General features: G+C 72.7%; 14 protein-coding genes. 6 read left to right on the top strand and 8 right to left on the bottom strand.

What is annotated here, in order from left to right; genetic code table 11:
- The first annotated feature begins 31 nt into the window (after window positions 1-31).
- Window positions 32-334: an antibiotic biosynthesis monooxygenase gene (locus ACIOFR_RS04945; RefSeq protein ID WP_400992491.1), complete on the top strand. Its 303-nt coding sequence runs from the start codon at window positions 32-34 to the stop codon at window positions 332-334.
- Between the two features lie 3 nt (window positions 335-337).
- On the opposite strand, the gene ACIOFR_RS04940 is transcribed toward ACIOFR_RS04945, so the two are convergent.
- Window positions 338-1,132 carry an IclR family transcriptional regulator gene (locus ACIOFR_RS04940; protein ID WP_400992489.1) on the bottom strand — a complete coding sequence of 265 codons (795 nt, stop codon included), beginning with the start codon at window positions 1,130-1,132 and terminating at the stop codon, window positions 338-340.
- Between the two features lie 190 nt (window positions 1,133-1,322).
- On the opposite strand from ACIOFR_RS04940, the gene aceB reads away from it, so the two are divergent.
- Both aceB and ACIOFR_RS04930 read left to right on the top strand, forming a co-directional pair.
- The gene (aceB, locus tag ACIOFR_RS04935) at window positions 1,323-3,002 is read left to right on the top strand and encodes a malate synthase A (RefSeq protein ID WP_400992487.1); all 1,680 of its coding nucleotides are present in this window, start codon (window positions 1,323-1,325) and stop codon (window positions 3,000-3,002) included.
- Between the two features lie 196 nt (window positions 3,003-3,198).
- Complete coding sequence (locus ACIOFR_RS04930; RefSeq protein WP_400992485.1) at window positions 3,199-3,585, top strand: gamma-glutamylcyclotransferase; 387 nt, start codon at window positions 3,199-3,201, stop codon at window positions 3,583-3,585.
- Between the two features lie 9 nt (window positions 3,586-3,594).
- Here ACIOFR_RS04930 and ACIOFR_RS04925 read toward each other — a convergent pair whose 3' ends face one another.
- From ACIOFR_RS04925 to glsA, 4 genes are all read right to left on the bottom strand, one after another.
- Entirely contained in the window at window positions 3,595-4,299 is a 705-nt protein-coding gene (locus tag ACIOFR_RS04925) for a hypothetical protein (protein WP_400992484.1), read from the bottom strand.
- Window positions 4,300-4,351: 52 nt separating this feature from the next.
- Window positions 4,352-4,960: a hypothetical protein gene (locus ACIOFR_RS04920; RefSeq protein ID WP_400992482.1), complete on the bottom strand. Its 609-nt coding sequence runs from the start codon at window positions 4,958-4,960 to the stop codon at window positions 4,352-4,354.
- 221 nt (window positions 4,961-5,181) lie between these two features.
- Window positions 5,182-6,201 (bottom strand): glutamine synthetase GlnII, encoded by a 1,020-nt coding sequence (gene glnII / locus ACIOFR_RS04915; RefSeq protein ID WP_400992481.1) that lies wholly within the window; start codon window positions 6,199-6,201, stop codon window positions 5,182-5,184.
- Window positions 6,202-6,290: 89 nt separating this feature from the next.
- Window positions 6,291-7,946, bottom strand: coding sequence for a glutaminase A (gene glsA / locus ACIOFR_RS04910; protein ID WP_400992479.1), 1,656 nt, complete (start codon window positions 7,944-7,946; stop codon window positions 6,291-6,293).
- A 494-nt stretch (window positions 7,947-8,440) separates the two neighbouring features.
- Here glsA and ACIOFR_RS04905 point away from each other — a divergent pair, with 494 nt between their 5' ends.
- The 3 genes from ACIOFR_RS04905 to ACIOFR_RS04895 all read left to right on the top strand — a co-directional run bounded on the left by ACIOFR_RS04905 (window position 8,441) and on the right by ACIOFR_RS04895 (window position 12,981).
- Window positions 8,441-10,576 carry a TRAP transporter permease gene (locus tag ACIOFR_RS04905; protein WP_400992477.1) on the top strand — a complete coding sequence of 712 codons (2,136 nt, stop codon included), beginning with the start codon at window positions 8,441-8,443 and terminating at the stop codon, window positions 10,574-10,576.
- On the top strand, window positions 10,573-11,571 hold the full coding sequence (locus tag ACIOFR_RS04900; protein ID WP_400992475.1) for a TAXI family TRAP transporter solute-binding subunit: 999 nt from the start codon (window positions 10,573-10,575) through the stop codon (window positions 11,569-11,571). The genes ACIOFR_RS04905 and ACIOFR_RS04900 overlap by 4 nt, the downstream gene beginning before the upstream one ends.
- Before the next feature lie 111 nt (window positions 11,572-11,682).
- Window positions 11,683-12,981: an ammonium transporter gene (locus ACIOFR_RS04895; protein WP_400992473.1), complete on the top strand. Its 1,299-nt coding sequence runs from the start codon at window positions 11,683-11,685 to the stop codon at window positions 12,979-12,981.
- Between the two features lie 59 nt (window positions 12,982-13,040).
- Here ACIOFR_RS04895 and ACIOFR_RS04890 read toward each other — a convergent pair whose 3' ends face one another.
- The 3 genes from ACIOFR_RS04890 to ACIOFR_RS04880 form a co-directional block, all read right to left on the bottom strand.
- A complete protein-coding gene (locus ACIOFR_RS04890; RefSeq protein ID WP_400992472.1) occupies window positions 13,041-14,138 on the bottom strand; it encodes a hypothetical protein in 1,098 nt (365 codons plus the stop codon).
- A 135-nt stretch (window positions 14,139-14,273) separates the two neighbouring features.
- Window positions 14,274-15,656 carry an 8-oxoguanine deaminase gene (locus ACIOFR_RS04885; protein WP_400992470.1) on the bottom strand — a complete coding sequence of 461 codons (1,383 nt, stop codon included), beginning with the start codon at window positions 15,654-15,656 and terminating at the stop codon, window positions 14,274-14,276.
- Window positions 15,657-15,719: 63 nt separating this feature from the next.
- Window positions 15,720-17,183 carry a nucleobase:cation symporter-2 family protein gene (locus ACIOFR_RS04880; protein WP_400992468.1) on the bottom strand — a complete coding sequence of 488 codons (1,464 nt, stop codon included), beginning with the start codon at window positions 17,181-17,183 and terminating at the stop codon, window positions 15,720-15,722.
- Window positions 17,184-17,273 lie beyond the last annotated feature (90 nt).

Here is a 17,273-nt window from a genome sequence, read left to right as displayed (position 1 = left end):
CCGAAGATGGCACGAGCGGAGGAGGACACGGGTGTCCGAGCAGGTACTGAGCGAGGTCAGCGGCCGGATCGCCGAGGACCGGGAGGCGGGGTTCGTGACGGCGTACCGCGCCCTGGTCGCGGGCGAGCTGCCCGACGGACTGTTGCGAACCGAGCTGCTGCGCGGGCCGGACCGGCACTGGCGGGTGCAGAGCCTGTGGCGGGACCTGGCGGCGCTGGAGGCGGTGCGGGCCGATCCGAAGATGGCCGCCGCGCCCCGGCTGTTCCGGGAGGCCGGCAGCGAACCGGACCTGGCCGTGTTCGCGCTGATGACCTCGGCCGTCCGGCCCGGCTGACCCTCAGGGTGCGAGCACCTGCCCGAGCCGCAGGGCGATCTGGCGCATCACCGGTACCAGTGCGGCGCTGCCGGCCGCCGACTCCAGGGCCCGGATCCGTGCCTCGGGCCCGGAGACCGAGAGTGCGGTCGGGGTCGGCGCGCCGGGGACCGCGACCGCGATGCAGCGGACGCCGATCTCCTGCTCCTGGTCGTCCACCACGTAGCCCACCTCGCGGGCGTGCGCGAGCTGGGCGACCAGCTCCTGCGGGTCCGTGACGGTGTACGGGGTGTGCGCCTGGAGCGGTTGCGGGCCGAGCAGGGCCCGGGTCTCCTCCTCGGGCAGCTGGGCCAGCAGGGCCTTGCCGACGCCGGTGCAGTGCGGCTGGACCCGGCGGCCGACCTCGGTGAACATCCGCATCGAGCGGCGGGACTGCACCTGGCCGACGTAGACCACCTCGCCGCCCTCCAGGACCGCGAGGTTGGCGGTCTCGCCGGTGGCCTCCATCAGCTCGGCCAGGTAGGGGCGGGCCCAGCTGCCGAGCAGCCGGCCGGAGGTCTCGCCGAGCCTGATCAGCCGGGGGCCGAGGGTGTACCGGCGCGCGGTGTCCTGGCGGACATATCCCTGCTGGACGAGGGTACGGATCAGTCGGTGGATGGTCGGCATGGGCAGGCCCGAGGTGCTGGAGAGCTCGCTCAGGGTCGCGATGCCGCCCGAGTCGGCGAGCGCTTCCAGCAGCTGGAAGGCGCGCTCGACGGACTGCACGCCACCGGCGGCGCGTTCGGTGCCTGTCGGTGCTGCGGCGGGGGTGCTGGCCACCGGCGTTCCCTTCACTGTCGGAGGAGGAGTAGAGTCCCAGCGATCTAGCTCAACAAACCGTTGAAATTCTGTATCGCGGAAACTACTCTCCACCCTACAGAACGAAACCCGCCGGTAGGTGGGTTCGGATCCGGGAGGTTCCCACCGGAGCTCCCCGAGCTTTCCCAACCGTCCAAGGAGTGTCCTGCCCATGGGTGCAGATCAGGGACCCGCCCCCAGCCTCCGCCCGGGAGTGCCCCCGGGCGTTTCCGCCGCAGCCCCGGTCGTCACGGTCGCCGGTCCGCGCGTGCCCCGTGCGGAGGAGGTGCTCACCCCGGAGGCGGTCGCCTTCGTGGTCGGCCTCCACCGAACCTTCGAGGGCCGCCGGCAGGAGCTCCTCGCCCGACGCAGGGCCCGACGCGCCGAGATCGCAGCGGCGGGCACGCTGGACTTCCTCCCCGGGACCGCCGAGGTCCGGGCCGGAGACTGGCAGGTCGCGCCCGCCCCCCGCGCGCTCCAGGACCGCCGGGTCGAGATCACCGGCCCGACCGACCGCAAGATGGTGATCAACGCCCTCAACTCCGGTGCCCGGGTCTGGCTCGCCGACTTCGAGGACGCCACCGCCCCCACCTGGGAGAACGTCCTCTCCGGCCAGATCAACCTGATCGACGCCTTCGAGGGCCGGATCGACTTCACCTCCGAGGCCGGCAAGGCCTACACCCTCAAGCCCGCCGCCTCGCTCGCCACCGTCGTGGTCCGCCCCCGCGGCTGGCACCTGGACGAGAACCACCTGCTGGTCGACGGCGTGCCGGTGGCCGGCGCCTTCCTCGACTTCGGCCTGTACTTCTTCCACAACGCCGCCCGGCTGCTCGCCAAGGGGGAGCAGGACCCGAACTCCGGCCCCTACTTCTACCTGCCGAAGACCGAGAGCCACCTGGAAGCCCGGCTCTGGAACGACGTCTTCACCCACGCCCAGGCCGAGCTCGGCATCCCGCACGGCACCGTCCGGGCCACCGTGCTGATCGAGACCATCACCGCCGCGTTCGAGATGGAGGAGATCCTCTACGAGCTGCGCGAGCACGCCGCCGGGCTGAACGCCGGCCGCTGGGACTACCTGTTCTCGATCGTCAAGAACTTCCGCGACGCCGGCGAGCACTACATCCTGCCGGACCGCAACAGCGTCACCATGGCCTCCCCGTTCATGGCCGCCTACACCCGCCTGCTGGTGCAGACCTGCCACCGGCGCGGCGCGCACGCCATCGGCGGCATGGCCGCCTTCATCCCGTCCCGCAAGGACCCGGAGGTCAACGCCGCCGCGCTGGTCAAGGTCAAGGCCGACAAGGACCGCGAGGCCGTCAACGGCTTCGACGGCTCCTGGGTCGCCCACCCGGACCTCGTCCCGGTCGCCCGCGCCTCGTTCGACGCCGTCCTCGGTGAGCACCCACACCAGAAGGACAACCCGGGCCCGGCCGAGCCCGTCACCGCCGCCCAGCTGCTCGACATCGCGGGCGCCGGCGGCAGCTGCACCCGGGCCGGCCTGCACAACGCCGTCCAGGTGGGGGTCCGCTACATCGAGGCGTGGATCCGCGGCCTCGGCGCCGTCGGCATCTTCAACATGATGGAGGACGCCGCCACCGCCGAGATCTCCCGCTCGCAGATCTGGCAGTGGATCAACAACGGCGTGGTGCTCGCGGACACCGGCGAGAAGGCCACCGCCGAGCTGGTCCGCCGGCTCGTGGCCGAGGAGCTCACCGCGCTGCGGGCCGAACTGGGCGACGAGGGCTACGCCGGTGGGCGCTGGCCCGAGGCCGCCAGGCTCTTCGAACAGGTCGCGCTGGCCGAGGAGTTCGTCGACTTCCTCACCCTGCCGGCGCTGCGCCTGCTCGACTGAACGGGCCCGATCCATCCAGCCGCGAGCCGTCCGCAGCCTGCCGGGCTGTAGCACCGCCCGCACCGCTCACGCCGTTCCGTACGGCCGTCGCGCGACGGGTACGGGACGGCCCACCGGCCCGGCCCGGCCGAGGGCACACCTGGGGAGGTCCCGCCCCCGGCCGGGCCGTGCCGTCCCCTTCCGGAGGTACCACCCGATGGCACGCATCTTCTTCAACGGCCAGGCCATGGTCGGCGGCCCGTTCCACCCCTCGGTCGCCGGCATGCTGATCGGCGCGGTCCGCACCGCGCCCGGCCACCGGTTCTTCTCGATCGGCGACGTCTGCCCCGGCCTGCTGGCGGACCCGGCCGTGGACACCGCGATCGAGGGCGAGCTGTACGACGTCCCGCTGGAGCACCTGCGCGACGTGATCCTCCCCGGGGAGCCCCGCGCCCTGGAACTCGGCGTGATCGAGCTGGCCGACGGTTCCGCCTGCCTGTCCATGGTGCTGGCCCGGGGCGAGCTGGAGCGCGGGGTGCACAAGGAGATCACCGAGCACGGTGGCTGGCGCGCCTACCTGGCCACCCTGGGCCGCACCGCCTGACCCGGCCGGTCACCCGCCGTCGCGGACGTCGGCCAGCTCCGCCCGGACCAGCTCCAGCAGCCGTCCCATCCAGTTCCGGCCCGAGCGGCCCTGCTCGCCCCAGTACGCCGAGCCGGGATCGCCGTAGCGGATCGGAGCCTCCCCGGTGGCCAGCAGGACCCGCGCGGCCGCCGGATGCTGGGCGAACTTCGCGCGCAGCACCCGGGCCATCAGCGCGGGCCGCGCGGCCGGCGCGGCCCCCGGCAGCCCGTCCAGCGCCCGGAACGCCTCGGCCGCGCACGGGTAGTCGACCCCGTCGACGGTGACCTGCCCCGGGCTCTCGTTGTACAGGTCGGACAGGGACAGCTCGTCCACCACCACCGCGGCCTCGAAGGGCGGCTCCTGCTCGGCGTTCAGCCGCTCGATCTCCGCCCGGATCTCCGTCAGCAGCCGCTCCGGCGTCAGGAGGGTGTGCACCGCGGCGAACCGCCAGGACACCAGCCCGGCCGCGGCGCCCCGGGAGCCCTCGGCGATCCGGGACGCCACCCAGCCGTAGCCGACCCGCTCGGCGAACTCCTCGACGGTCAGCAGCCCGCAGCAGTCGAGCAGTCCGTCCGCGTACACCGTCAGCTCGGTCAGGTAGTGGACACCGGCGTGGTGGACGAAGACCTGACGCGCCGTGCCGGGGACGCGTTCGCCGTCCGAGTACCTGAAGGTGCTGCGCCCGTCCGACATGGCGGCCAGCATAGGCGGACGCCGGACCGGCCCGCTCCCGGACTCGGCCCGCTCAAGGCACGGTCGGGTGGGAGAGCTCGGCCGCGAGCGAGAGCCGTCGGCAGAGCGTCAGTTCGGCGTTGGCGCGCCGCCAGGCCGCGGCGTCCTGGTACTCCGCGGCCGACCGGTCGTCCAGCAGGGCGGACCGGTGGGCGGCGAGCGCCGCCAGCCCCTCGCCGTCCAGCCGTCCCCCGCCGGCCAGGCAGGTCGCGACGAGGTGGTCCAGCCCGGGCGCCGCAGGGCCGGCCAGCCGGCGGTGCGCGAACCGGACGGCGTGCAGGGCACCCTCCCTCGGGGCGGCGTGCCAGCGGTCGCAGAGGTGCGGATTGCGCTCGTCGCGCCGCGGGGTGCGCTGCCCGGCCCGCTTCGCCGCCCGCCGCACCAGGGCGTAGGCGTGCAGTTCGCGGTGCCAGGCGGCGCGGCTGGCGTCGAGCTCGGCGAGGGCCCGCAGCAGCGCGTCCTCGTCCCGCTGGAAGTGCCCGGCTCGGGACTCCAGGAAGTCGAGCGTGGCGTGGAAGCCGAGCGGCCGGTACAGCTGCACGCAGGAACGCAGCTTCGACACCCGCTTCCCGAACGGGAGGGCGGGGTCACGGACCAGCCGGGCGAAGGTGCCGTAGCTCACGACCGCTCCACCGGCTGGACGACCGGTGCCGTCGGTCGGGGATCGGTGGGTTGACGGCCGGTGAGATCGTGCATGGAGCGCCCCCGGGGATGCCTGCGGTGCTGATCACGCGCAGGGATCGGCCGAATATAGGACATCCCGCCGGGGCTGTCCACGCCCGCCCGCCCGCCCGGCCCCGCCCCGGCCGGGCAGCCGGACCGGGGCCGGGGCCGCGGCGGGCCTCAGGCCTGGAGGGCGCGTTCCAGTGCGGTGCAGCAGGTCTCGGTGATCAGCCGGGTCACCACGTACGGGTCGACGTTCGCGTTCGGACGGCGGTCCTCGATGTAGCCCTTCTTGTCGACCTCCACCTGCCACGGGATGCGGACGGACGCGCCACGGTCGGACACGCCGTAGCTGTACGCGTCCCACGGGGCGGTCTCGTGCAGGCCGGTCAGACGGGACTCGATGCCCACGCCGTACGAGCTGACGTGCTCAAGGGGCCGTCCCCCGGTGCCCAGCGCCTCGCAGGCGGTGATGATCGGGTCGTAGCCCTCCCGCATCGCCCGGGTGGAGAAGTTGGTGTGGGCGCCGGCGCCGTTCCAGTCGCCGGGGACCGGCTTGGCGTCGAGGCTGACCCGGACGCCGAACTGCTCGGCGGTGCGGTGCAGCAGCCAGCGTGCGATCCACAGCTGGTCGGCGACGTCCAGCGGCGACAGCGGGCCGACCTGGAACTCCCACTGGCCGGGCATGACCTCGGCGTTGATACCGCTGATGCCGAGGCCCGCGGCGAGGCAGTACTCCAGGTGCTGCTCGACGATCTCGCGGCCGAAGACCTCCTCGGCGCCGACACCGCAGTAGTAGCCGCCCTGCGGGGCCGGGTAGCCACCCTCGGGGAAGCCGAGCGGGCGGGCGCCCTTGAAGAGGGTGTACTCCTGCTCGATGCCGAACAGCGGCTGCTGCTTCGCGAACCTCTCGGCGACCGGGGTCAGCCGCGCGCGGCTGTTGGACTCGTGCGGGCTGAGGTCGGTGGCGAGGACCTCGCACAGCACCAGGAGGTTGTCGCCGCCGCGGATCGGGTCCGGGCAGGAGAACACCGGCTGCAGCACCCGGTCGGAGGCGTGCCCCTCGGCCTGGCCGGTGCTGGAGCCGTCGAATCCCCAGCGCGGCAGGTTGTCCCAGTCGGACAGGATCCGGGTCTTGGAACGCAGCTTGGCGGTCGGGGTGGTGCCGTCGATCCAGATGTACTCGGCGCGGTGACTCATGGTGGGTCCCTTCGGGAAGGTGGTGCCGACGGCACGGATGTGCCGCGGCAGGTGTGCGGTTGGTCTCGGGTCGGGCGCGGAAGGCACCCTCAGGCGCTGCGCCGGGCGGCCCGCACGGATCCGGCGGGCCGGTCGGCGGGTCGGCGCAGCGCCTCGGCGACGGCGGTGTGACCGCCCAGTTCGGCGTCCGACAGCGGGGTGCCGCCCCAACGGTCGGTGGCCGTGGTGTCGGCCCCCTGCTCCAGCAGGTAGCCGACGACGTCGAGGTGGCCTTCGGAGGCGGCCAGGTGCAGCGCGGTCCGGCCGTCGTAGTCGCCGGCGCGGACGGCGACGCCCGAGGCGAGGGAGGCGCGGACGCCGTCCAGGTCGCCGGTGCTCGCGGCCCAGAGCAGGCGGACCGTGCCGTCGGCGGTGCTCTGGTTCCGTTGCAGACGGGGGTCCCGCCGGCCGTCACGGTCGCCGGCCACCAGCGAGTCGTAGATGTGGAAGTTGTACTTCTCGACCAGCCGGCGGCAGAACTCGATGCCGCGCACCGAGTTGCCCAGCTGGTCCAGCCGGGGTGACCAGATGGCGATGCCCATGACCTGCGGGATCACCAGCATCAGCGCGCCGGACACCCCGCTCTTGGCCGGCAGCCCGATGGTGAAGGCGAACTCGCCGGAGTAGTCGTACATGCCGCACGAGGACATCAGCGAGAGGCACTTCTGGACCGAGCCGTTCGAGAAGACCCGGTCGTTGGTGAGCGGCACGACCCCGCCGTTGGCCAGGGTGGCGGCGACCGAGGACAGCCCGCCGGCGTCGAGCTCGACCGAGCAGCACTGGAAGTAGAACTCCAGGGTCTCGATCAGGTCGGTGCCGTCCGGGAACGCGCCGTGCTCGCGCATGAAGTAGCCGAGCGCGAAGTTGCGGTCGGCGGTCTGCCGCTCCGACAGGTAGACGGCGTTGTTGAAGCCGACCGGGCTGCCGCCCGACAGCGCGCGCCAGGTGTCGGCGACGTAGTCGAAGCGGTCGGCGATGGCGAGCTCCGGCTTGATCAGCGCGCAGCTCATGATGGCACCGGAGTTGATCATCGGGTTGTGCGGAAGCCCGTCCCCGTTGACCGACAGCTCGTTGAAACCCCGCCCGCTCGGTTCCCGGCCGACGTGCCGGTGGACCAGGTCCGCGCCGTGCTCCTCCAGGGTGAGGGCGTAGTTGACCGGTTTGCAGACGGACTGCACGCAGAAACCCACACCGGCGTCGCCGATGCTGAACCGCTGCCCGTCCACCGTGCAGACGGCGACCGCGAACCGGTCCGGCGGCACCCGCTTCAGCTGCGGGATGTAGTCGGCCACCGATCCCCGCCGGTCGGACAGCAGATCCTGGTAGATCCCGGTGAGGTCGGCCACGAAGGACGGGAAGTCCGGGATGACGAGCTCACCGGTGACGGCGCGGGCGAGCAGCCCCTGGTTGCGCCGGCAGAGCCTGGTGAACCCGGCGAGGTCCAGGCCCTGACCGTCCGCGGGCGCCTCGCCGGGCACGTCCCCGACGTCCCTGAACCGAGGGTCGTCGAGGGTGATGCCCGCCTGCCGCAGGCGCTCGGTGATCTCGGTACGGGAGATCCGGCCCTGCGCGTCCTTCGTGAAGGAGTCGAAGAGCGCCCGGTGTTCCCCGGCGTCGTCCGGCCCGCTCGTCCCGGCCGCCGACCGGACGCGGTCGGCGGCCGGAGGGCCCCCACCCGCCGCTGCGACCTCTTTCCGCGGTTTCACCGCGGCGGCTCCTGATGTCGTTCCCATGCTGCTGCTCATTTCCCCTCGGACGGCCCGATGGCAGGGCCGATTCCATCAGGACGGAAGCCGGGAAGAAACCGGAAACGGGCCGCCGATCCTAATCTCCGGGTGAATCGGCCGGGGGATTCCGGCTCTCCCCGACAATTCTTTCGGTAGGTCGTCACCGCAGCGGGACGCCTCCGTCCGTCCGCCCGATCGGGCGGCAGCGCCTTGCGGCACAAGGGCACCTGAGGAGGCTTCCGCGTTACCGGCGGCACGGTGATCGGTTCCCCGAGAGGCCGCCGACAGTCGCCCGGGGAGGCCGATGTGTTTCGGTCCCGGGTACCGAAGACATACCGGCGGTGGACCGAGAGTTCGAGGCCCCGGTGGATTGTCGGCTTGCCGATCACAATCCTCTGCTGATGGGCTGGCGCAGCACGCCGGCGTCCGCAATCGGTTCCGCCGGGCCTGCGGAGAGAAAAGGACCAATTCCGTTGTCCGATCGAATTCCACGCCCGCACGAACGCGCACCCACCGCAGGGGCGCCGGATCCGGCCGACCCGGCGGGGGAGCCCGGCACCGGCCGGCCGAGCGTCGAGGAGCTGGTCGCCGCGTACGACCAGGAGCGCCCGATGCGCAGGCTCTCGCCGCCCGTTCTCGCGGCGGTGTCGGCGATCTGCGCGGCGCTGTCGGTCTTCGTGCTCCTGTCGGTCTTCCTCCCGCCGGCCAGGGGCACCCAGTACTACCTGACGGTCTTCCTGGCCGCCGCGCTGCCGCTGTGCTTCCTCACGCACCGCGCGGGGCTGCGGACGCCGGCGGCCAGGCTCCCCTGGCTCCGGACGGCCGCCCGCGGCGGCCGTCCGGAGCGGGACGACCCGGGGGTGTGCGACTGGTTGCTGGCCGCCGTCGCGGTGGCCGTCTGCCTCTACCCGTTGGCCGACTTCGACGGCTTCCTGGAGCGGCGTCAACTGCCCACCACCACCGACACGGTGGCCGGGTTCCTGCTGCTGCTCCTGGTCCTGGAAGCGTGCCGGCGGACCACCGGCTGGACGCTCCCGGCGTTCTGCGTGGCCTTCCTGCTCTACGCCTACTACGGGGGGCTGCTCCCGTACGAGTGGTCGCTGGCGCACGGCGGGTTCGACGTCGACGCGATCGTCGCCAACCTCTTCATGGGCACCGACGGGTTCTACGGCGTGCCCCTGAGCGTGGCGGCGACCTACATCGTGCTGTTCACGATCTACGGCTCCGTCCTCGAACTCTCCGGCGCGGGCAGGTTCTTCATCGACCTGTCGTTCGCCGCCTTCCGCGGCTCGCGGAGCGCCCCGGGGCGTACCGTGACGGTCGCGGGCTTCCTGCTCGGCACGGTCTCCGGCTCCGGCGCCGCGACCGCGGTGAGCCTCGGCTCGGTCGCCTGGCCGCTGCTGCGCCGGGCCGGCTACAGCAGGGAGCAGGGCGGCGGGATCCTCGCCGCCGCCGGGATCGGGGCGATCCTCTCCCCGCCGACCCTGGGCGCCGCGGCGTTCGTCATCGCCGAGTACCTGCGGGTCGGCTACCTCACGGTGCTGCTCTACGCCACCATCCCCACCGTCCTGTACTACCTGGGCATCCTGCTGGCGGTCGAGATCGACGCCCGCAGGTCCCTCACCCGGGCGGTCGACGTGGAGCGTGAGCCGGTGCTGCGGCTGCTGGCGAGGTTCGGCTACCACTTCCTCTCACTGTTCCTGATCATCGGCTTCATGGCCGCGGGCCTGCCGCCGTTCAAGGCCGTGGTCGGCGCCACCGTGCTGCAGTTCGCCCTGTCCTTCCTCGACCCGAGGCACCGGCTGACCCCGAGACGGCTCTACACGGCGCTCGCCGAGGGCTGCAGGTCGGTGCTGCCGGTGGTGGCGACCTGCGCGGCGGCCGGGATCGTCGTCGCGGTGGTGACCCAGACCGGGCTCGGCCTCAACCTCGCGGCGATCATCGTGGACGCCGCGGGCGTCCTCGGCGGCGACCCGACGGTGCGGCTCACCCTGACGGTGCTGCTCGCCGCCGTGGCGGTGTCGGTGCTGGGGCTGGCGGTGCCGGTGACGGCCTCGTTCATCATCTCCGCGGTGATCATCGCACCGGCGATGACCTCGCTCGGGGTGGCCACCCCCGAGGCGTACATGTTCATCTTCTACTACGCCGTGCTGTCCGAGGTGACGCCTCCCACGGCACTGGCCGCCGCCGCGGCCGCCGCCATCACGGGCGGCAGCCCGATCCGGACGATGACGCAGACCTGGAAGTACGCGCTGCCCGCCTTCCTGGTGCCGTTCTCCTTCGTCCTGACCGACAACGGAGCGCACCTGCTGGGGCAGGGCCCGCTCGTCGACATCGCCTGGACCACGGCCGTCTCCGCCGTCGCGGTGGCCGCGCTGGCCGCGGCGACCGGCGGTCGGCTGCTCGGGCCGGCCTCCGTGACCGAACGCGGGCTCTGCGCGGGCGCCGCCCTCCTCCTGCTCTACCTGGAGCCGGTCTCGATCACCGCCGGTGCGCTGCTGCTCGCCGCCGCCGTCGGAGGTCACCTGCTGCGCCGCCGCTCGACGGCGGGCGCCGCCGACGGCCCGCGCGACCCGTCGTCCCTCCCGAAAGGAAACACCTCCTCATGAAGTACGTCCGTCACCGTGCCCTTCGCTTCGCCGCCGCCTGCGTGGTGGTCCTGACCGTGGCGGCCTGCGGCGGCAGACAGTCCGGTGCGGCGGCCCGCGGGGGTGATTCGGCCGGTGGTGGCCGGCTGACCGTCGCGACCGGCAACACCACCGGCGTCTACTACCAACTGGGCGGCAGCCTGGCTCAGTTGATCTCGGACGACATCAAGGGCTACCGGGCGACCGCGACGGCCACGGGGGCGTCCGTGCAGAACGTCCAGGGTCTCGTGTCGGGCAGCTACGACGTGGCCTTCGCCCTGATGGACACCGCCGGCGACGCGGTGAACGGCTCCGGCTCCTTCTCGCAGCGGCAGCCCGTGGAGGCGCTCGCCCGGCTCTACCCGAACTACACCCAGGTGCTGGTCCGCACCGACTCCGGCATCGCCTCCGTGGCGGACCTGCGGGGCCGGCGGGTCTCCACCGGCTCGCCCGGATCCGGCACGGAGGTGATCGCCCGTCGGATCCTTCAGGCGGCCGGACTCGATGCCGACAAGGACGTGAAGGCGCAGCGCCTCGGACTGCCGGAGACGGTCGACGCGATGAAGGACGGCACCGTGGACGCCCTCTTCTGGTCCGGCGGTCTGCCCACCGGCGGGATCACCGACCTGACCACCACGCTGGGGGACAAGGTCCGCTTCCTCGACGTCTCCCCGCAGCTGGGGGTGTTGCAGAAGCAGTACGGCGAGGTCTACCGACCCGGCACCGTGCCGGCCTCGGTCTACCGGCAGCCGGCCGACGTCCCGACCGTGGCGGTGCCCAACCTGCTGCTGGTGAAGAAGGGCTTCGACCCCGAACTGGCCGGGAGGATCGTCGACCTGGTCCTCGACCACCGGGCCGAGCTGGAGCGGGCGAACGCCGCGGCCAGGGAGATCGGCACCGACACGGCAGCGGAGACCGGACCGGTCCCGCTGAACCCCGGTGCGAGGCAGGCACTTGCGGCCCGCGCCGGCCGGTAGGGCCGGTCCCACCGGCGCCGCCGGGCACCCGGGCGACCGGCCGGCGCCCACCACCACCCCGACCCCGCACCGGACGATCCGGGCGGGCCTGTCCCTGAGGAGATTTCGACAGTGAACGGCGCAGATACCGCCTTCGTTCTGATCAGTGCCGCACTGGTCATGCTGATGACGCCGGGCCTGGCGTTCTTCTACGGCGGCATGGTGCGGGTGAAGAGCGCGCTGAGCATGCTGATGATGTCCTTCGTCTCGCTCGGTGTCGTCAGCGTGCTGTGGGTGCTCTACGGGTACTCGCTCACCTTCGGCGACGACCTCGGCGGCGGGCTGCTGGGCGACCTCGGCCATGTGGGCCTCCGGGGCTTCGGGCCGCAGAGCCTGCTGGCCGACGGCGGGATTCCGGTCTTCGCGTTCGCCCTCTTCCAGCTGATGTTCGCGGTCATCACGCCCGCGCTGATGAGCGGTGCGCTGGCCGACCGCGCGAAGTTCAGCGCCTGGGTGCTGTTCGTCGCGCTCTGGGTCACCTTCGTCTACTTCCCGGTCGCGCACTGGGTGTGGCAGGCGGACGGATGGCTGTTCAGGCTTGACGTGATCGACTTCGCGGGCGGTACGGCCGTCCACATCAACGCGGGCGTCGGCGCGCTCGCCGCGGTCCTGGTGGTCGGCAGGCGGATCGGCTTCACCAAGGAGCCGATGCGGCCGCACAGCCTGCCGCTGGTGATGCTGGGCGCCGGACTGCTCTGGTTCGGCTGGTTCGGGTTCAATGCCGGATCCGCCCTCGCCGCGAACGGAACGGCCGCGAACATGGCGATGAACACGCAGGTGGCGACGGGCGCCGCGATGATCGGCTGGCTGGCGTACGAGCGGCTCAGGCAGGGCGCGTTCACCACGATGGGCGCCGCCTCCGGCGCGGTGTCCGGCCTGGTCGCCATCACCCCGGCGGGGGCCCACGTCAACGCGTTCGGGGCGATCCTCATCGGCCTCGTCGCCGGCGTCCTGTGCTCGACGGCGGTCGGCCTCAAGTTCAGGCTGGGCTACGACGACTCGCTGGACGTCGTCGGCGTCCACCTGGTCGGCGGCGTCGTCGGCACCCTGCTGGTCGGCGTGCTGGCCACCGGCGGCCGTGCCGGCCTCGGCCAGCTGGGCCGGCAGGCGGTCGGCGCCTTCTCGGTGATGGCCTTCTCGTTCGTCGTCTCCTGGATCCTCGCCAAGGTCGTCGACCTGACCGTGGGCTTCCGGGCGAGCGAGGACGACGAGACCTCCGGGGTCGACCAGGCCTTCCACGCCGAGACCGCCTACGACTTCGGCGAGCTGGCCGGCTCGCCGACCCTGTGGCACACCGGACCCGTCACCGGCCCGGGCGGCATCGCGCCGGTCGTCCCGAAGTACCAGGAGGGCGGAAAGACGAGGCTGTGAGGCCGAAGGCCCGCAGGCCGCCTCCCCGGACCCTCGACGGGTCCGGGGAGGCGGCGTGTTCAGGGGTGCAGGACCCGGGACGCCGTGGCCGCGTTGTCGGCGGCGGCCTGGGCGCGGACCGCGCCGGTCACGCAGACGTCGTCACCGGGCCAGGCCTCGCGCCAGACGTAGCCGTTGACGCAGGTGTGCGGGCCATAGGGGCCGTTCACCCAGCGGCTGGTCCGGGCGGCGTTGTCGGCAGCGGTCTGCAACCGGGTCGCGCCGGTCACGCAGGCGTAGTCGCGGACGTCGCCCTCGCGCCAGACGTAGCCGCCGACGCAGGTGTTGGGCCCGTAGACCGGGGTCGAGGAGGCGGTGTAGACGGTGACCGAGGCGGTGGCACCGCTGATGGTGGCGGAGATCGAGACGCCGTTGGCGTTCAGCGCGGAGAGCGGCAGCCGGGCGCCGCCGTCCAGGGTGCGCTGGAGGTACGGCGTGCCGTTGACGATCTCGTGGATCAGCACCAGGTCGGCGGGGATGCCGGCCGAGTAGCCGAGCTTCCGGGTGAACTCCACGGTGTAGTAGTGGAACGGGTCCGTTCCGATCGGCACCCGCAGGAGTTGCGGGCTGCTCGCGTCCGGGCTCTGGAAGGAGGTCAGGGTGCGCGTGCTCCAGCCCGACCCGGCGGTGGCGACCCGGGTGCGGTCGGTCCAGCCGAGCCGGTCCAGCTGGTAGCCGACCAGCCCGACCGGCAGCGTGCTGCCGTACGTGCCGTTCCAGCCGCTCCCGTACACGTTGGCGGCGCTCATCTCGTCCCACGGGTCGTCGTACTCGCCGGGCTGGGACCACGGCGCGTTCCGGTAGCCCGTGTCGTTGGAGAAGGAGTGACCGAGGCCGTAGCCGTGCAGCAGCTCGTGGGCGACCGAGACCGAGCCCAGCCCGGTGCCGTCCAGGTAGACGGCGCCGGGGCTGCCCCACCAGTCGATCGAGACGTTGGTGACGACCACCGTGCGGTGGCCGGCCGGAACGGTGTACCCGCCGGCCTTGGCCGCATCGACGCAGTCCTGGAAGCGTTGCCAGCGGCTGCGGGCCTGCTGCTCCGCCAGCGTGAACGGCATCGTGTACCGGGCGCTCGCCAGGGGCGCGGGCCCGAGAGCCCGAATCTGGCCGGTTTCCATGCGCGGGGCGGTGGCGGTGCAGCGCGGCCCCGGACCCTCGCCGTGGGTCCGGGGCCGCGCCCTCGCCGGCCGGTGGGGCCGGTCGAGGATCCGGTGCCGTGCCGTCCCGGGCGTGGCACCGGAGTCGGTGGGGGATCAGACCCGGGAGGCGAGCTCCTTGGCGGCGCGGGCGCAGGCCAGCGCGATCCGGTCCTCGTTGACGGTGGTCAGGGTGCCCTGCTCGACCACGGCGTTGCCGTTGACGAACAGCGCGGTCAGCGGCGGCAGGGCGCCCATCGTGAGGGCGGCGACCGGGTCGGCGATGGACGAGTGCATGATGCCGTCGACCTTCCACAGCGCCAGGTCGGCGAGCTTGCCGGCCTCGATGGAGCCGATCTCGGCCTGGCGGCCGAGCACGCGGGCGCCGCCCATGGTGCCCAGGCGCAGCGCGCCGCGCGCGGTGAGTGCGTCGGGGCGGCCGTGCAGCCGGTTGATCAGCAGCGCGTTGCGCAGCTCGGTGCCGAGCTCGCCGGACTCGTTGGAGGCGGTGCCGTCCACGCCGAGCCCGACGGGCACGCCGGCCCTGAGCATGTCGGGGACGCGGGCGATGCCGGCCGCGAGACGGGCGTTGGAGGACGGGCAGTGCGCCACACCGGTGCCGGTCTCGGCGAACTTGGCGATGTCGGAGTCGTTCATGTGGACGCAGTGCGCCATCCAGACGTCCTCGCCGAGCCAGCCGACCGACTCGAAGTAGTCGGTCGGGCCCATGCCGAAGAGCTCCTTGCAGAACTCCTCCTCCTCGGCCGTCTCGGAGCCGTGGGTGTGCAGGCGCACGCCCTTGCGGCGGGCCAGCTCGGCGGCCTCGCGCATCAGGTCGGTGGTGACCGAGAAGGGGGAGCAGGGCGCGATCGCCACGTGCAGCATCGAGCCGAAGGACGAGTCGTGGTACGTGTCCACGGCGGCCTCGGAGGCGATCAGGATGTCCTCGGTCCGCTCCACGGCGAAGTCCGGCGGCAGCCCGCCGTCGCTCTTGCCGCGGGACATCGAGCCGCGCAGCGCGGTGAAGCGCAGGCCCAGCTCCTGGACGGCCTCGATGGAGGCGCCGAGGATGTCGCCGCCGTCCTTCGGGAAGACGTAGTGGTGGTCGCTGGCGGTCGTACAGCCGGACTTGAGCAGAGCGGCCGCCGAGCCCTGGGAGGCGGCGTGCACCAGGCGGTCGTCGATCCGGGCCCAGGTCGGGTAGAGCGCGACCAGCCAGTCGAACAGGATGGTGTCCTGGGCCAGGCCGCGGGTGATCCACTGGTAGAAGTGGTGGTGGGTGTTGACCAGGCCGGGGGTGATCAGGTGGCCCTCGCCGTTGATCCGGCGCACCACGTTGTCCAGCCACTGCGGCGCGGGGCCGTCGCCGACCGACTCGATCAGGTTGCCGAGGATGACCACGTGGCCGCGGGCGTACTCGGTGTCGTTCGCGTCGACGGTGGCGACGGCGACGTTCTCGATCACGATCCGCTGGTCGGCGGGCGGGGGCTGGACTGCCATGGTGTGACTCCTATGGGGGCGAGGTGGGGGGCGCGCGGGCGAGCGGTGCGCGCCCCCCACCGATCAGGACGGTGTCGCCGTTGACACCGCCGCGCCGGGCGGCTCGGCGGTCGGGGACCGGCGGGCATCGCCGACGTGGTGGAAGAGCAGGTTGAGCAGGACGGCCATCACGCAGCCGGCCGAGATTCCGGAGTGCATCAGGGTCCGGACGGCCTCCGGGAAGGCGTCGTAGAAGGTGGGCACGGCGATCGGGATGATGCCTACCCCGAGCGAGACCGACACCAGGACGGTGTTGGCGCCGGACTCCATGCCCGCCTCGGCGAGGGTGCGGATGCCGCTCGCCGCGACGGTGCCGAAGAGCACGATCCCGGCGCCGCCGAGGACGGGCTGCGGCACCAGCGAGACCAGCGACCCGAGGACCGGGAACAGGCCCAGCAGGATCAGGATCCCGCCGCCGGCCGCGACCACGAAGCGGCTGCGGATGTTGGTCAGCGCCACCAGCCCGATGTTCTGGGCGAAGGCACTGGCCGCGAAGCCGTTGAAGACCGGGCTCACGGCGGTGGCCAGACCGTCGGCGCGCAGGCCGGCGGCCAGGGTCCGTTCGTCGGCCTCGCGGTCGACGATCTTCCCGAGGGCCAGCATGTCGGCGGTGGACTCGGTCATCGAGACCACCATGACGATGCACATCGAGGCGATCGCCGCGGCGTCGAGGACCGGCGCCCCGAAGTGGAACGGCGACGGGAGCGCGAACACCTTCGCGTCCCCGACCGGCCCGAAGTCGGCCAGGCCGAGCGGGAAGGCCAGGGCGGTGCCCAGCGCCAGCCCGATCAGCAGCGCGAGCTGCTGCCAGAAGCCGCGGAGCAGCCTGGTGCAGAGCACGACCGCCGCCAGGGTGAGGGCGGCCAGGCCGATCGCCCGCACCGACCCGTAGCCGGGTGCGCCGGGCGCTCCGCCGCGGGCCCAGTTGACCGCCACCGGAAGCAGCGAGACCCCGATGAGGGTGATCACGGTGCCCTGCACGACCGGTGGGAAGAACCTGATCAGCTTGCAGAAGTACGGCGCCGCGAGGAAGCACAGGAGCCCCGCGACGATCACCGCGCCGAAGATCACCGGTAGGGCGTCCTGCGGGCCTTCCTCCTTGGCGACGGCGAGCATCGGGGCGACGCCGGCGAACGAGACGCCGTTCACGAACGGCAGCCGGGCGCCGATCCGCCAGATGCCCAGGGTCTGGAGCAGGGTGGCCAGGCCCGCGGTGAACAGACTGGCCGAGATGAGCAGGGCGAGCTCGGCGGGGGACAGGCCCACGCCGGCGCCGACGATGAGCGGGGGCGCGACGACGCCCGCGTACATCGCGGCGACGTGCTGCAGACCGGTGCTGAACAGCTTCACCGGGGGCAGCAGCTCGTCCACGGGGTGGACGGCCTTCGGGCCGGACGGGGTGCCGGGGAGGCCGGACGTGCCGTCCGGGCGCGAAGGTCTGTCAGGGGTGGAACCGCCGTCTGCGGTGCTGGTCGAGCGCAGTGCCATGTCGAGCCCCTCTTGTGCCCGTGGCTCCCGACGCGCCCGTGGCGCTGGAGTGGACCGGCGGAACTCGCCTCGGCCGAGGGCGGGACGGCG

Origin of the sequence: Kitasatospora sp. NPDC088346 (assembly GCF_044740765.1) — a bacterium.
Lineage (GTDB): Bacteria > Actinomycetota > Actinomycetes > Streptomycetales > Streptomycetaceae > Kitasatospora.
This window is presented reverse-complemented; position numbering and strand designations above follow the sequence as displayed.

Excerpts from the sequence above, each read along its gene's own strand:
- ACIOFR_RS04885 (WP_400992470.1), bottom strand. The coding sequence starts at position 15,656 with ATGGCAGTCCAGCCCCCGCCCGCCGACCAGCGGATCGTGATCGAGAAC.
- ACIOFR_RS04900 (WP_400992475.1), top strand. The coding sequence starts at position 10,573 with ATGAAGTACGTCCGTCACCGTGCCCTTCGCTTCGCCGCCGCCTGCGTG.
- ACIOFR_RS04930 (WP_400992485.1), top strand. The coding sequence starts at position 3,199 with ATGGCACGCATCTTCTTCAACGGCCAGGCCATGGTCGGCGGCCCGTTC.
- glnII (WP_400992481.1), bottom strand. The coding sequence starts at position 6,201 with ATGAGTCACCGCGCCGAGTACATCTGGATCGACGGCACCACCCCGACC.
- ACIOFR_RS04925 (WP_400992484.1), bottom strand. The coding sequence starts at position 4,299 with ATGTCGGACGGGCGCAGCACCTTCAGGTACTCGGACGGCGAACGCGTC.
- ACIOFR_RS04880 (WP_400992468.1), bottom strand. The coding sequence starts at position 17,183 with ATGGCACTGCGCTCGACCAGCACCGCAGACGGCGGTTCCACCCCTGAC.
- ACIOFR_RS04890 (WP_400992472.1), bottom strand. The coding sequence starts at position 14,138 with ATGGAAACCGGCCAGATTCGGGCTCTCGGGCCCGCGCCCCTGGCGAGC.
- aceB (WP_400992487.1), top strand. The coding sequence starts at position 1,323 with ATGGGTGCAGATCAGGGACCCGCCCCCAGCCTCCGCCCGGGAGTGCCC.